This is a genomic window from Nocardiopsis halophila DSM 44494 (assembly GCF_000341245.1).
In the GTDB taxonomy this organism is placed as follows: domain Bacteria; phylum Actinomycetota; class Actinomycetes; order Streptosporangiales; family Streptosporangiaceae; genus Nocardiopsis_A; species Nocardiopsis_A halophila.
This window is the reverse complement of sequence record NZ_ANAD01000257.1, coordinates 1-14,274: the sequence shown is the minus strand read 5'-3', so window position 1 is coordinate 14,274 and position 14,274 is coordinate 1. Positions and strand designations below refer to the sequence as shown.

General features: G+C 75.6%; 13 protein-coding genes. 10 read left to right on the top strand and 3 right to left on the bottom strand.

What is annotated here, in order from left to right; translation table 11 throughout:
* Positions 1-31: 31 nt before the first annotated feature.
* Positions 32-1,558, top strand: a complete 1,527-nt coding sequence (locus tag D450_RS0127455) for a leucyl aminopeptidase (RefSeq protein WP_039821077.1) — start codon at positions 32-34, stop codon at positions 1,556-1,558.
* A gap of 168 nt (positions 1,559-1,726) precedes the next feature.
* Here D450_RS0127455 and D450_RS31485 read toward each other — a convergent pair whose 3' ends face one another.
* Entirely contained in the window at positions 1,727-2,467 is a 741-nt protein-coding gene (locus D450_RS31485; RefSeq protein ID WP_017541833.1) for an O-methyltransferase, read from the bottom strand.
* Positions 2,468-2,637: 170 nt separating this feature from the next.
* Here D450_RS31485 and sigE point away from each other — a divergent pair, with 170 nt between their 5' ends.
* The 4 genes from sigE to D450_RS0127430 all read left to right on the top strand — a co-directional run bounded on the left by sigE (position 2,638) and on the right by D450_RS0127430 (position 6,630).
* Positions 2,638-3,267 carry an RNA polymerase sigma factor SigE gene (gene sigE, locus D450_RS0127445; protein WP_017541832.1) on the top strand — a complete coding sequence of 210 codons (630 nt, stop codon included), beginning with the start codon at positions 2,638-2,640 and terminating at the stop codon, positions 3,265-3,267.
* Positions 3,264-4,034 carry an anti-sigma factor family protein gene (locus D450_RS32040; RefSeq protein ID WP_017541831.1) on the top strand — a complete coding sequence of 257 codons (771 nt, stop codon included), beginning with the start codon at positions 3,264-3,266 and terminating at the stop codon, positions 4,032-4,034. Before sigE ends, D450_RS32040 begins: the two co-directional genes overlap by 4 nt.
* A complete protein-coding gene (locus D450_RS0127435) occupies positions 4,028-5,158 on the top strand; it encodes a sigma-E factor regulatory protein RseB domain-containing protein (RefSeq protein ID WP_017541830.1) in 1,131 nt (376 codons plus the stop codon). Before D450_RS32040 ends, D450_RS0127435 begins: the two co-directional genes overlap by 7 nt.
* Before the next feature lie 608 nt (positions 5,159-5,766).
* Positions 5,767-6,630, top strand: coding sequence for a S1C family serine protease (locus D450_RS0127430; RefSeq protein WP_241483298.1), 864 nt, complete (start codon positions 5,767-5,769; stop codon positions 6,628-6,630).
* A gap of 180 nt (positions 6,631-6,810) precedes the next feature.
* Here the strand turns inward: D450_RS0127430 and D450_RS0127425 are convergent, their stop codons facing one another.
* Positions 6,811-7,272: a nucleoside deaminase gene (locus D450_RS0127425; protein ID WP_017541828.1), complete on the bottom strand. Its 462-nt coding sequence runs from the start codon at positions 7,270-7,272 to the stop codon at positions 6,811-6,813.
* A gap of 41 nt (positions 7,273-7,313) precedes the next feature.
* Complete coding sequence (locus D450_RS0127420) at positions 7,314-8,453, bottom strand: Mrp/NBP35 family ATP-binding protein (protein WP_026124200.1); 1,140 nt, start codon at positions 8,451-8,453, stop codon at positions 7,314-7,316.
* Between the two features lie 224 nt (positions 8,454-8,677).
* On the opposite strand from D450_RS0127420, the gene D450_RS0127415 reads away from it, so the two are divergent.
* From D450_RS0127415 to D450_RS0127395, 5 genes are all read left to right on the top strand, one after another.
* The gene (locus tag D450_RS0127415) at positions 8,678-9,718 is read left to right on the top strand and encodes an RNA polymerase sigma-70 factor (protein WP_017541826.1); all 1,041 of its coding nucleotides are present in this window, start codon (positions 8,678-8,680) and stop codon (positions 9,716-9,718) included.
* Positions 9,719-9,757: 39 nt separating this feature from the next.
* Positions 9,758-11,137, top strand: a complete 1,380-nt coding sequence (locus tag D450_RS0127410) for a CPBP family intramembrane glutamic endopeptidase (RefSeq protein WP_241483296.1) — start codon at positions 9,758-9,760, stop codon at positions 11,135-11,137.
* A gap of 93 nt (positions 11,138-11,230) precedes the next feature.
* Positions 11,231-11,899, top strand: coding sequence for a DUF6758 family protein (locus D450_RS0127405; protein WP_338038005.1), 669 nt, complete (start codon positions 11,231-11,233; stop codon positions 11,897-11,899).
* 18 nt (positions 11,900-11,917) lie between these two features.
* Positions 11,918-12,817 carry a PHP domain-containing protein gene (locus D450_RS0127400; RefSeq protein WP_017541823.1) on the top strand — a complete coding sequence of 300 codons (900 nt, stop codon included), beginning with the start codon at positions 11,918-11,920 and terminating at the stop codon, positions 12,815-12,817.
* 141 nt (positions 12,818-12,958) lie between these two features.
* Positions 12,959-14,125 carry an MBL fold metallo-hydrolase gene (locus D450_RS0127395; protein ID WP_017541822.1) on the top strand — a complete coding sequence of 389 codons (1,167 nt, stop codon included), beginning with the start codon at positions 12,959-12,961 and terminating at the stop codon, positions 14,123-14,125.
* Positions 14,126-14,274 lie beyond the last annotated feature (149 nt).

Sequence of the window (14,274 nt, the reverse complement as noted above, 5' to 3'; positions counted from 1 at the left end):
ATCCGACACGTCCCCTAGATTGCGAGCGAGCGTGCCTTTCCCAACCCAGATCCACCCGGTGGCCGGATCCGTCGCCGAGGCCGGCGCCGACCTGGCGGTGGTGGCCGTGCGCGCCGGGGCCGAGGGCCCCGAGCCGGTCGCCGGACCGCCCGGTGCCCTCCCGGACGGCCTGGACGCACGGCTGCCGGCCCCCCTGGCCGAGCTGATCGCCCACTACGAGCTGACCGGACGCGCCGGGGAGACGGCGCAGTTCGCCGCCGACCTCGGCGGCGGGCTGGTGCGGGTGGCCCTGCTGGGCGTCGGAGAGGGCACGGCGGCGGACCTGCGCACCGCCGGAGCCGCCCTGGCCCGCCTGGCCAAGGGCAGGAGCAGGGCGGCCGTCCCCGCAGGGCTCCCGGGCCCCGGCGGCGACGGCGGCACCGGCGGCGGCGAGGCGCTCGCGGCGTTCGCCGAGGGTGCGCTGCTGGCCTCCTACCGGTTCAGCCTGGCCAGTGACCCCAAGGGCCCGGAGCCGGTCGGCGAGATCGTCCTGGCCTGCGGCGACGGTGGCGGCGAGGCGAAGCCGGTGGAGGCGGTGCGGCGCGGGACCGCCCTGGCCGGGGCGGCGGCGCTGGCCCGCGACCTGATCAACACCCCCTCGGCCCGCAAGGACCCGGCCTGGCTGGCCGGCCGGGCCACCGAGGTCGCGGCCCGGGCCGGACTCCAGGCCACGGTCTGGGACGAGGCCGACCTGGAGCGCGAGGGCTTCGGTGCCATCCTGGCCGTGGGCCAGGGCTCCTCCCGTCCGCCGCGCCTGGTCCGCCTGGACTACGCCCCGGAGGGCGCCGAGTCGCACGTGGTCCTGGTGGGCAAGGGCGTCACCTTCGACACCGGCGGGCTCTCCCTCAAGCCGAACGACAACATGAAGCTCATGAAGACCGACATGAGCGGGGCCGCCGTGGTGATCGGCGCCATGTCGGCGCTGGCCGAGCTGGGCTGCCGAACCCGGGTGACGGGGCTGCTGGCGGTGGCCGAGAACGCGGTGTCGGGCTCGGCGCAGCGCCCCGGCGACGTGCTCACCACCTACGGCGGCCGCACGGTCGAGGTGCTCAACACCGACGCCGAGGGCCGCCTGGTGATGGCCGACGCCCTCGACTACGCGGTGGCCGAGCTGGAGCCGGACGCCCTGGTGGACGTCGCCACGCTCACCGGGGCGGCCAAGGTGGCCCTGGGCACCGGAACGGGCGCCCTGTTCGCCACCGACGACGCGCTGGCGGGGGCTCTGCTGGAGGCCGGGGACCGCTCCGGCGAGCCGCTGTGGCGCATGCCGCTGACCGAGGAGTACGCCCCCACCGTCTCCTCGCCCGTGGCCGATCTGGCCAACATCGGCACCAGCGGCGACTACGGGCACCCCGGCGCCACCGAGGCGGCGCTGTTCCTCCGGGAGTTCACCGGGGGGCTGCCGTGGGCGCACCTGGACGTGGCCGGTCCCGGCCGCTCCATGTCCGAGCAGGGCCTGCTCACCAAGGGCGGCACCGGGTTCGCCGCCCGCACCCTGCTGCGCTGGCTGGAAGCCTGAGCAAGGCCTGAGCACCGGGCGCACCCCCGGCGGCGGTGGTGCGCCCGGCCGTCTTCCCGGCCGGACCGTGCGGCCGGTGCGGGCCGTCTCCGCCCTCCGCCGGCGTGTGCGCGGCCCACAGGCGCGGGGCCTGAGGTGCGTGGCCGACAGGGGCGGGCGGTGCGCCGGTCAGGCCTCGTCGTCCCCGCCGCGGATCGCCGCCAGCAGGCCGCCGCCCACCGGGAGCATCAGCGGCACCAGCGACTCGTCCTCGTGCACGGCGCGGGCCGTCTCGCGCACCGCGGCCGCACCCGCGTCCGTGGCGCTGAGCGGGCCGTCCGGGGCGGCGTCGACGGCGCCGTGGAAGAGCACCACCCCGCCCGGGCGCAGCAGCCGCAGCGCCGCCCGCAGGTACTCGGGGTACTCGGTCTTGACCGCGTCGGCGAAGACCATGTCGTAGGCGCCGTCGGTCAGCCGCGGCAGCACCTCCAGGGCGGTGCCGCGGATCAGCCGGGTCCGGTTGGCCGAGAAGCCGGCGGCGCGGTAGGCCTCGCGCGCGGCCTCCTGGCAGACCGGGTCGACGTCGACGGTGGTGAGGATGCCCTCGGGGTCCATGCCGCGCAGCAGCCAGATGCCCGAGCCGCCGCACCCGGTGCCGATCTCCACCACGGCGCGCGCGCCGATGGCGGCGGCCAGGAAGCGCAGCGCCGAGCCCGACTCCTCGCCCACCGGGCGCACCGGCGCGGTGCGCGCCGTCGAGCGCACCCCCGCCAGCGCGGCCTCTGCGGCGGCGGCGCCCGACCGCCCGGCCCGCGCGGGGGTGTGTTCTGTGCCGGTGATGGCGGCCTCCTCCAGCCTCCGGGCGGTCTCGTCAGGGCAAGCGTAGCCCGAAGACCGGCCGGAACGTGCGCACGAAACCTGGCCGAACACGATGGCCGGACAGGAACTTATTCGGGGCCGCCCGGCGTTGCAACGGAGGAAGGCACCGACGGGACCGAAGCCGGTGGGCGACGTGAGCCCTCCCCGGAACCGGCGAGGAGACCGCGGGCCGTCCCCGCGGCACCGTGCCCGGTGCGCGGGACGAACCGAAAGGAGTAGCGGTGGCCGACCCCGACGCTGCCGTGGACTTCGAGCAGTGGGAGCCCCCGAGCTGGGAGGACGTGGTCGCCAACCACTCCGCCAGGGTCTATCGGCTCGCCTTCCGCCTCACCGGCAACAAGCACGACGCCGAGGACCTGACCCAAGAGGTCTTCATCCGCGTGTTCCGGTCGCTGTCCACCTACACCCCCGGGACCTTCGAGGGGTGGCTGCACCGGATCACCACCAACCTCTTCCTCGACATGGCGCGCCGCAAGGCCCGCATCCGCTTCGAGGGCCTGGCCGACAACGCCGACGAACGGCTCCAGGGCCGCGAGCCCTCGCCCGCCCAGTCCTACGACGACCGCCACTTCGACGCCGACATCCAGGCCGCGCTGGACGCGCTGCCCGCGGAGTTCCGCGCGCCGGTGGTGCTGTGCGACATCGAGGGGCTGTCCTACGAGGAGATCGCGGCGACGCTGGGGGTCAAGCTCGGCACCGTCCGCAGCAGGATCCACCGGGGCCGGGCGCAGCTGCGCAAGGCCCTGGAGCACCGCCGCAGGCTCGCCGCACGGCGCTCGTCCGCGGCCCCGGAGACGGGGCCCGAGCAGGACGGTCCCGCGGCGCACGTTCGGACCCGGGAGGTGGAATGAGCACGGAGCACTTGGGCGAGCGCGTCTCCGCCCTGGTCGACGGCGAACTGGGGGCGGCCGAGCGGGACAGGGCCCTGATCCACCTGGCCTCGTGCGACTCCTGCCGCTTCGAGGCCGACATGCTGCGCCGCCTCAAGCGGCGCCTGCACGGCCTGGACGGCCCCGAACCCGCGGCCGACCTGCTGGGCCGGCTGTCAGCGCTGGGGAGCCCGTCGGCGGAACCGCCGCACGGCCCCCCGGACGCGGGCGGGGGGCCGCCCCCTTTCGGCGGGTCGGCGCCCCTGGGATCGGGTCCGGCGCTCGGTGACGGCCCGGGGCTGGGCGAACGCCCGCCCCTGGGCCCCTGGCGCCCGCAGGCCTCCGCGCTGCGCGCCGCGGCGGCATTCTTGCCCTTCCGGTCCTCCGCGCAGGAGGACCGGAGGGAGTTGGAAGCCGCCGAAGGCCGCCCCCGCCCCGCCCGGCCGCGCCGGCGCGTCCCCCGCTACGCGGTGGCCGGCGCCTCGCTGCTCGCCCTGGCCGTGGGCGGCGCCTTCGCCGCCGGCGGCGACGAGGAGCCCGCGCCCGTGGTGCGGCCGTCGCTGCCGGACTACGCGATGGAGCACGCGCTGACCGCCGGGGAGGCCGCGGTGCCGCCCGACGGCGGGCGCGAAGAGGGCCGCCAGGCCCTCCCCGCCCTGCACGATCCGGCCTACGGGCACGGCGACCCGGTCGACGGGCACGGCGACGGGTCCTGGGAGGTCCGGCCCGGCACCCCGCGGGCGTGGTGAGCGCCCCGGACCCAGCCCTGGACGCACGGCGGACCGGCGGTGCGGCGGCCCTGCGGCCCCGCGCCGCCGCGCTGGTCCTGGCCCTGTGCTGCGCGGTGCTGCTGGCGGTGCTCCCGGCGGCCTCGGCCGCTCCGCAGGCCGCCGAGCGGCCGGCGCCCGGCACCGATGACGCCATGGGGCTGCTGCGGCGCGCCGCCCAGGCCGCCGAAGAGCTGCCGTACGCAGGGGTGCAGTCGATCAGCACGACCGGGCCCTCGGGGACCGAGCACCGGATGGTCGAGGTCGAGCACGTTCCCGGGTCGGGCGTGCGCGTGGGCGAGGTGGCCGCGCCGGGCGGCGAGCACCCGCTGCCCCCCGGCCGCTCCCAGGCCTTCCCGGCCCTGGCCGAGGGCATGCTCGACGCGTTGGCCGCCAACTACCGGGTGACCGAGGAGGCCGGGGGCGGTTCCGTCGCCGGGCGGCCGGTACGCCTGGTGGAGGCGCGGCGCGCGGACGGCAGCACGGCCGGACGGTTCTGGATCGACCGGGAGAGCGGTCTTCCGCTGGGACGGGAGAGCGTCGACGGGGCCGGGCGGCAGGTGCACTCGGTGGAGTTCACCAGCATCGGCGAGCCCGGCGCGGACGGGGACGAACCGGGCGGCGGGGCGCCGGAGGGGGCGGCCGCCGCGGCGGAGGACCCGTGGGGGAGGCTGCTCGGCACCGACGAGCTGCGCGGACTGCGCGAGCGGGGCTGGAGCCTCCCGGAGCGGGTCGGCTGGAACATGCGCCTGGTCGAGGCGCGCTCGGCCCGGGCGCCGACCGGGCGGGTGCTGCATCTGGGATACTCCGACGGGCTGTCCGTGGTGTCCGTCTTCGTCCAAGAGGGTCGGCTCGACGCCGAATCGCTGGGAACCGTCGAAGGGGTGCGCGAGGTCCAATACCGGGGTGGAACCGTCTATGTGGGTGATTCGGGACGGCAGCTGAGGATGTGGGAGTCGGACGAGCACGTCTACACCGTCCTGGCCGACGCGCCCCGGGACTCGGTCGCCGCCGCGGCCGAGGCCCTGCCGCCGCCGGAGGCGCCGGGGTTCTGGGGCCGGGTGCGGCGCGGCTTCGACCGCTTCGGAGAGTGGCTCGGGATGTGACCCGCGGGCAGGGGGGCGGCACGCACGGCCCCGGGCGGATGGGGTATACCGCCTCTCGGAGGCGTAAGGTGCGTCGCCGGAGGTTCAGGGCGCCGCCGCGGGCACCGGCCGGACCACCGCCATACCGACGGTTTACGCCACCTCCCCCACAATCGGGGGCGGCAGCGACAAACGGAGACTTCATGACCGACGAGACCGGACCCCCTCCTCCGGACGGCCGCGGGACGCCGCACCGGCCGCAGCCTCCGGGAGGCGACCCGTCCAGGCCCTGGCCGAGCGCGGCCGGGACCGGCCCCCAGCCGCCCGGTCCCGCGGGACGGCCTGCCCCGGGGGCCGGTGCGCCCGGCGGCCCGCCCCCGGGGCCGCATCCGGCCGGCGCCCCCGGTCCGGGGGGCCCACCCCCCGGCGGCCCGCACGCAGGGGGGCCACACGCGGGCGCCCAGCACCCCGGGGGCACCGGACCCCAGCCGCCCATGCCCGGGCCCGGTGGGCCCGGTGCGCCCGGTGCCGCCGGCGCGGGGGGTGCCGGGCCGCCGCAGTTCCCGCCCGGCCCGGAGGGGCATCCGGCGCCGCCGCCCGGGCCGCCCCCCAGGCGGCCCCGGCGCGGGATGCCGGTGTGGGCGGTGCTGGTGACGGTGCTCGTGGTCTCGCTGGTCTCGGCGGGGGTCGGCGGGTACGTGGGCGGCATCGGCGCCCCTGCGCCCGAGCCGACCTCCGACGGGCCGAAGCTGAACACCGCGCTGCCCAGCGACGCCCCCAGCCGCGCCCCCGACACCATCGCGGGCGTGGCCCAGCGGGTCAGCCCCAGCGTGGTGTCGATCCAGCCGACCGACCGCGGCCAGGGCGGCAACGGGTCGGGCTTCGTCATCGCCGACGACCACGTGGTGACCAACTTCCACGTGGCCGGCGCGCTGGAGGACGGCATGGAGGTCGTCTACGGCAACGGGCGCTCCAGCCCCGCGGAGGTCGTGGGCACCCGGCCCGAGTCGGACCTGGCGGTGGTCAAGGTGGAGCGCCCCCAGCAGGTGGAGCCGCTGGAGTTCGGCCCCTCCGAGGACGTGACGGTGGGGGACCAGGTGATCGCCATCGGCGCGCCCCTGGGCCTGGCCGGCACCGTGACCACCGGGATCATCAGCGCCAAGGACCGCTCGGTGGCCCTGGGGGAGGAAGGGGCCCGCACCGACATCGACGCCCTGCAGACCGACGCGGCGATCAACCCGGGGAACTCCGGCGGGCCGCTGGTCGACCTGGAGGGGCGGGTGATCGGGGTGAACACCGCCATCGCGACCATGGGCGCGGCGCCGGGCGAGCAGAGCGGCAGCATCGGCCTGGGCTTCGCCATCCCCTCCGACCAGGTCGAGGCCGTGGTGCAGGAGATCATCGACGGCGCCGGACCGACCGGCGGCGCCGACGACGAGGACGCGGACTCCGGTTCGGGCGCCGGGTCGGAGGAGGAGACCCCGGGCGACTGACGAGGAGCGTCCGAAAGGGCCGCGAACCCGCGACGGGGGCGCCGCAGGCGCCCCCGTCTCCGTTCGGGGCGGTGCGGCGTGCAACGGGCCGACGAGCGGGCGGCCGCAGGTCCCCGGATGCGTGTGGGCCCCGGCCGGGAAGTCCCGGCCGGGGCCCACGTATGTCCGTCCGCGGGGCGGCTATTCGCCGTCCTCGCCGATGTCCTCGTTCCACAGGGCGGGCTCGGCGGCGATGAAGCCGGTCATCAGGCGCACGCACTCCGGGTCGTCGAGGACCACCACCTCGACACCGTTCTCGGCCAGCCAGTCCTGGCCGCCGGAGAAGGTGCGCTTCTCGCCGATCACCACGCGGGAGATGCCGAACTGGCGCACCAGCCCGCTGCAGTACCAGCACGGCGCCAGCGTGGTCACCATCGTGGTGCCCGCGTACGAGCGCTGCCGTCCGGCGCTGCGGAAGGCCGCCGTCTCCCCGTGCGCGGACGGGTCGCCGTCCTGCACCCTGCGGTTGCGGCCGCGGCCGAGCACCTCGCCGCCGCGGCCGATCAGCGCCGCCCCGATCGGGACGCCGCCCTCGGCGCGGCCCGCGCGGGCCTCCTCCAGGGCCACGCCCAGCCACGCCTTGTCGTCCTCGGTGCCGGGCACCCGGACCTCCCTCTGCTCGCTCCGTCCGCCCGACCGCGGTCCTACTTGCGGGTGGGGCTGATGCCCAGCTGCATGCCGGAGAGGCCGCGCGGCTTGCCGGTGAGCTGCTCGGCGATGCCGGTCAGCACGCTCCCCGCATCGGAGTCGGGGTCGGACAGCACCAGCGGCTTGCCCTCGTCGCCGCCCTCGCGCAGGCGCACGTCCAGCGGCACCTGGCCCAGCATCGGCACCTGGGCGCCCAGGGCCGTGGTCAGCCCGTCGGCGACCGTCTGGCCGCCGCCCTCGCCGAACAGGTAGGTGCGCTCCTCGCTGCCGGGCGCCACGTAGTACGACATGTTCTCGATGACCCCGGCGACCCGCTGGTGGGTCTGCGCGGAGATCGCGCCGGCCCGCTCGGCCACCTCGGCGGCGGCCTGCTGCGGCGTGGTCACCACCAGGATCTCGGCGCTCGGCAGCAGCTGGGCCACGGAGATCGCGATGTCGCCGGTGCCGGGCGGCAGGTCCATCAGCAGCACGTCCAGGTCGCCCCAGTAGACGTCGGCGAGGAACTGCTGCAGCGCACGGTGCAGCATCGGGCCGCGCCACACCACGGGCTGGTTGCCCTGGGTGAACATGCCGACCGAGATGACCTTCACATCGTGGGCGGAGGGCGGCAGGATCATGTCCTCGACCTTGGTGGGCGGCATCTCCACGCCCAGCATCCGGGGCACCGAGTGGCCGTAGATGTCGGCGTCGACCACGCCGACCTTCTGCCCCTGGGCGGCCATGGCGGCGGCGAGGTTGACGGTCACCGAGGACTTGCCGACGCCGCCCTTGCCGGAGGCGACCGCGAAGACCTTGGTGAGCGAGTTCGGCTTGGCGAAGGGGATCTCCTTCTCCGCCTGGCCGCCGCGCAGCTTGGTCTGCAGGGCCTTGCGCTGCTCGTCGCTCATCACGTCGAGTTCGACGGTCACCCGGGTGACGCCCTCGACCCCGGAGACGGCCTCGGTGACGTCCTTCTCGATCCGGCCCTTCATCGGACAGCCGGCCACCGTCAGGTAGATGCCGACGTGCACGACGCCGCCGTCGGCGATGTCGACGCTCTTGACCATGTCGAGGTCGGTGATGGGGCGGTGGATCTCGGGGTCCTGGACGTTCGCCAGGGCCGCGTTCACCTGCTCGGTGGTGGGAGTGGAGGACATGTACCCCATGGTAGTGACGGCGGACGGTGCGGAGAACACCCGGGGATACCTGGTAAGGGTACCCTTATCTGCAGGTCAGCAGGGTATTCCCGGCCCGCGGGCGGGTGTGTCCCACACGGCGGCCGCACGGGCGTGCAGGTCGGCGCGGGTCCCCGCCGCCTCCCGCCGTTTTTCGGCGCTTTTCGGCGCCCGGGCTGTCACGGATCGCCCCCGTAACGTGTCCTGTGCTGTGGCGGCGCCCGCCGCCGGGAGAAGCGGCCAACGGGACCGAGGAGGAGACCGCCATGGGCGAGGCCGGGACGCCGGACACGGCGCGTGGGCCCGACGCCGGGAGCGCCGAGCGGGAGGAGGTGTTCGAGCGGCACCGGCGGCTGCTGTTCGGCGTCGCCTACGACATGCTCGGCAGCGTCCACGACGCCGAGGACTGCGTCCAGGAGACCTGGATCGCCTGGGACCGCCGCGACCGCTCGGACGTCGCCGAGCCGCGCGCCTACCTGGTGCGGTCGGTGAGCAACACGGCGCTCAACCGGCTGCGCGCCGCCCGCGCCCGCAGGGAGGCCTACGTCGGCCCCTGGCTGCCCGAGCCGGTCGACACCGCGCCCGACGCCGCCCAGGAGGTCGAGCGCGCCGACGAGGTCTCCTACGCGATGCTGGTGGTGCTGGAGACGCTGGGCCCCGTGGAGCGGGCGGTGTTCGTGCTGCGCGAGGTGTTCGGCCTGCCCTACGCCGAGATCGGCGAGGCGGTGGAGCGCGAGGAGGCCGCCGTGCGGCAGATCGCCCACCGCGCCCGGGACCGCGTCCGACGGCGGCGGCCCCGCTTCACCGCCGACGAGGCCGAGCGGCGGCGGCTGACCCGGCGCTTCCTCGAGGCGAGCGCGGTCGGCGACGTCGGCGCGCTCAAGGAGATGCTCGCCGAGGACGCGCAGCTGGTGACCGACGGCGGCGGCAAGGTGCGGGCGGCGCTCCACCCGATCCACGGAGCGGAGAAGTGCGCGCGCTTCATGGCCGCGCTCGGGCCGAAGTACCCCGGGATCCGGGCCGAGGAGGTCGCGGTCAACGGCGAGGCCGGGGTGCTGCTCTCCATGCCGGACGGCGCCCTCGTGGGCCTGGTCGTGGTCGAGGTCTTCCAGGGGCGCTTCACGAGCCTCCTCATCCAGCGCAATCCCGACAAGCTCAGGGCGTTCGCAGCCGCCTCGGGACGGGCGTCCCGAGGCGGAGAAGGGGAGGCGTCGGACACCCTGGGAACGGATGCGGGCGGTTCTTAACAGCGGCAATACATGGCCGGATAGTAATCTCGGCAAACGATGAGAAATACGCCACCGCCGTCGGACGCGTCCTGGTCGTCCGAACCGTCGGGCCGGGAGCAGGGCCGGGAGCCGCTGGACCGAGGGCCCCAGGCCTGGGCCGGGCCGCCGGACGGCGCCGCCGCGGAGGGCGGGCGCCCCGTGTGGGCGTGGCCGCCTCCGGAGCCGCCCCGCCCCGCGAACGGACCCGCGCGGGCCCGGCCCGGCACGCCCTACCACCGGCTCGCCCGCACCTGGCGCTTCCGGTGGTGGATCCCGCCGCTGGCGCTGCTGGTCGGGGTGCTGCTGGTGCTGCTCACCCAGATCGTGATGTACATGGCCGCCGCCGTGTACATGGTGCTGCAGGGGCGCCCGGCCACCGGCGAGTCCCCGTTCGGCGCGGAGGTCCCCGACCTGGCCTTCATGCTGATCGTGCTGGCCACCATGACGCCGATCGCCCTACTGGTGGCGCGCACCGTGCAGTGGCGGCCGTTCGGCTCCCTGATGTCGGTCGAGGGCCGGCTCCGCGGGCGGTGGCTCGGCGTGTGCGCGCTGGTGGCGCTGCCGGTGCTGGCCCTCTACCTGGGGCTGCTGTACACCCTCCAGCTCTTCTCCGGCGGGGACGAGGGGTTCGTCGGGGCGTTCGTGGGCATGGAGCGGTTCCTGCCCGCGCTCGTGGTGATCCTGCTCCTGGTGCCCTTCCAGGCCTCGGCCGAGGAGGTCGCGCTGCGCGGCTTCCTCATGCAGGCGGTCGGCTCCTACGGCCGCCCCGCCGACCACCCGCGCGGCGGCTCGGCGCTCTCCCGCCTCCTGCGCACACCGGTCCCGGCCATCCTGGTCAGCGGCACCGTGTTCGCGCTGATGCACGACTACACCGACTGGGCGCTGCTGGACGTGGCGGTCTTCGGCGTGGCGGTGGCGTGGCTGACCTGGTACACGGGCGGCCTGGAGGCGGCGATCGGGCTGCACGTGGTGCACAACCTGGTCGCCTTCGTGCTCACCGCCTACGAGGGCGGACTGGCCGACGCCGCCACCGGGTCGGGGTCCTGGGCGGGCGTGGCCGGCACCACCGCCGAGGTGCTGGTCTACAGCCTCGTCGTGGCCCTGCTGGCGCGCCGGATGGGCATCCGGCGCACGGTGCCCGGCGACCCGGAGGACCACCCGGAGCCGCCCGCGCGCCGCCGTCTGCCGCACTGGGTGATGCAGCCCCCGCCCGCCGGACCGGCGAGTTCCTCCGGTGCCCCCGGTGCCCCCGGTGCCGTCGGCGGGGTTCTCCCGCGGGCCGCCCTGGGCGACGGGGCCCCGCACGGAACGCACTTCCAGACCCCTCCGCCGGGGCCCTACCCGGGCGGGCACACCGCCGGCCCCTACCGGGACCCGCCGCCGTACGGCGGCCCCTGAGCCCGATGAAACCGTGCGGCGCCTCCACCGCGCCGCCCGCCGCCGACCTGCACGGGTGGAGTTTCCGTGCAGGTCGGCGGGGTATCCCTCGGGATGACCATGTTGCGAGAACCCTCGTGTCCCCGGTGCGGGCGCCGCGTACGGCCGCCGAGCCTGTGGACGAGCGCCTGGCAGTGCGCCGCCCACGGGCCGGTCGCGCCGCTCCAGCCGATCCGGCAGCCGGGAGAGACCCCGCTGGACCTGCTGTTGGACGCCGCCCGGGTCCCGGTGTGGCTGCCGTGGCCGCTGCCGGTGGGATGGGTGGTCACCGGATTCGCGCACGCGGGCGACGAGCGCAGCGGTGCGCTGGGCATCGCGGTCGCGCTGTCGGGGCCCGCGCCGCTGGGCGGCGTGGGGGAGATGGTCCTCGTCGCCGAGGACCCCGGCATCGGGCTGGGCGCGCGGCTGGCGGGCCTGCTCGGCCCCGACCCGGGGGCCGGGTTCGACAAGGGGCCCCCGGAGCTGCGCGTGCGCCACGACGGGCACGACATCCCGATGTGGAGCGTGGACACCGGCGGTGAGCGCACGGCCGTCTATGCGGGCGAGGCCTACGCCAGCTGGGTGTGGCTCGTGCTCAGCCCCGCCGACACCGGCGTCCTGACGTGCGAGCTGTCCGGCCTGCGCGACCTGCGCGACCGGGTCGACGGGGTGTCCCTGCCGCCGCCCTTCGGGGCGCCGTCGCCGTTCCTGGAATCCGCACTCCAGCCGGTCGAGGACGACTAGGTCCCTACAATCGGTCCGGTGACGGGCACACGCATCGACTTGCACACGCACAGCTCGGTCTCCGACGGGACCGACGCCCCTGCCGAGGTCATCGGCTACGCACACGCGGCGGGGGTGAACGTGCTCGCGCTCACGGACCACGACACCGTCGCGGGCATCGCCGAGGCTGCCGGGGCGCTTCCCCCGGGGCTCACCCTGGTCCCTGGCATGGAGCTGTCCTGCGCCTACCGGGGCGCCAGCGTGCACCTGGCCGCCTACCTGTTCGACGCCGAGGCGCCGGAGCTGGCGGGAGAGCTGCGCCGGATCCGCGACGACCGGGTCGAACGGGCGCGCGAGATGGTGCGCCGGCTCCGGGAGGCGGGGCTGGAGGTCACCTGGGACCGGGTGCGCGAGATCGCCTTCGGGGGCGCGGACGGCGCCGGGGACGGGGCGCGGGAGGCGGGAGTGGTCGTCGGCCGCCCGCACATCGCCCGGGCGATCGTCGAGGCCGGGGGAGCCGCCGACGTGCAGGGCGCCTTCGACCGGTGGATCGGCTCCGGCGGGCCCGGGTACGTGGCGCGCTACGCCCTGGACCCCGTGCGGGCGGTGGAGGCCGTGCGCGCCGCGGGCGGGGTGTGCGCGCTGGCGCATCCGGCGCGGGCGGAGGGGATGCTGACCGGGGCGGTCCCCGAGGACCTGGTGGAGCGGATGGCCCGCGCGGGGCTGGGGGCGGTCGAGGCGGACCATCCCGACCACGACGAGGCCGAGGCCGGGCACTGGAGGGGGGTGGCCCGGGATCTGGGGCTGGCGGTGACCGGGTCGAGCGACGACCATGGGGAACTGACCGGCCACAGGATCGGGGCGAGGACGACGGCGCGGGAGGAGTTCGAGCGCCTGACCGCTCCGGCCACCGGGGCGCGGCCGATCACCTCGGGGTGAGTGCGGCCGCTTATGGACGGCTTAGCGGCCGGCTGCCAGGCTGGCCGGCCGCGTGCGCGGGGTACCGGCGCACCTGCCGGGGCCGCCACAATGGTCCCGCTACGTATCGGAAGTTCGGACGCGAATCGAAGGGTCGGCACCGTGTTCTGGAAGCGGAAGGGCAAGAAGAAGGGGACCGGCGAGGCCGAGGAGGCCGCCGCGGTGGCGACCGACGAGTCGCAGGAGGAGCAGGAGGAGAAGGAGCCCGCCGAGGACACGGCCGCCGACGCGGAGTCCGGTGAGGAGACCGCCGGTGGGAAGGCCGGGGACGACGCCGGCAAGAAGGCCGACACCGACTCCGACGACGACGCCGACACCGACGACGAGTCGGACGAGGACACGGCCACCGCCTCTGAGACCGCCTCCGACGACGCGAAGGACGAGGAATCCTCGGAGTCCGAGAAGAAGGACGGCGAGAAGTCCGCCAAGACGGAGAAGGCGACGAAGGCCGCCAAGGGCGCCGGGGCCGGTAAAGCCGCCGACGAGGACGGGGACGGCGAGGACGCGGAGACCTCTGCCGCGGCCGACGAGTCCGACTCCGATGAGGACGGCGGCTCCGATAAGGACGGCGCCGAGGACGAGGACAAGTCCGTCGCCAAGAAGAAGCGGGAGATCGAGCCCGAGGAGCCGGGCATCGACGAGCCCGACGGCGACGGCGTCCAGCGCGTCCGCACGGCCGGGGTGCTCCAAGTCGACGGCGAGGACTACAAGGTCGTCAGCAACACCTGGGTGGTCAAGGCCGACGACGAGGGCGTCATCGTCATCGACCCCGCCCACGACGCCGAGGCGATCATGGAGGCGGTCGGCGACCGCGAGGTCTACCTGGTGGCCTGCACCAACGGCTACAACACCCACATCGGCGCGGCGATCGAGGTCGCCGAGCGCGACGAGGCCCCCATCGCCCTGCACCGGCGCGAGCTGCGTCCCTGGCGCAAGGTGCACGGCGCCGAGCACCAGCCGGAGATCGAGATCGAGGCGGGCGGGTCCTTCTCCGCCGGCGACCTGGAGATCGACGTGCTCGGCCTGCCCGGCACCTCCTCGGGCACCGTGGGCTACTACATCTCCCAGCTCGGCGTGGTCTTCAGCGGCGACACCCTGCGCGCGGGCGAGCTGGGCACGGTGGGCGACGGGTACATCGACTACACTCGCCAGCTGCACTCGGTGGGCGAGGTGCTGCTGTCGCTCCCGCCGGACACCCGTGTCCTCCCCGACCAGGGCCCCGAGACCTCGGTCGAAGAGGAGTCGGGCAACTTCGACTCCTGGGTCTAGCCCCTTCCGCCGCCCCCGGCCCGGGACGTGTCCGTCCTTCGGGCCGGGGCGCTTGCGTTCCGGGGGCACACCTGCGGGAGGGCTGCGACTTCCCTCCGCCGAGGGTGACGTGTGGGCGGTCACCGACGCGGCGGCGATGGCGCGGCTGG

Excerpts from the sequence above, each read along its gene's own strand:
- D450_RS32040 (WP_017541831.1), top strand. The coding sequence starts at position 3,264 with ATGAGCACGGAGCACTTGGGCGAGCGCGTCTCCGCCCTGGTCGACGGC.
- D450_RS0127430 (WP_241483298.1), top strand. The coding sequence starts at position 5,767 with ATGCCGGTGTGGGCGGTGCTGGTGACGGTGCTCGTGGTCTCGCTGGTC.
- D450_RS0127420 (WP_026124200.1), bottom strand. The coding sequence starts at position 8,453 with ATGTCCTCCACTCCCACCACCGAGCAGGTGAACGCGGCCCTGGCGAAC.
- D450_RS0127410 (WP_241483296.1), top strand. The coding sequence starts at position 9,758 with ATGAGAAATACGCCACCGCCGTCGGACGCGTCCTGGTCGTCCGAACCG.
- D450_RS0127405 (WP_338038005.1), top strand. The coding sequence starts at position 11,231 with ATGACCATGTTGCGAGAACCCTCGTGTCCCCGGTGCGGGCGCCGCGTA.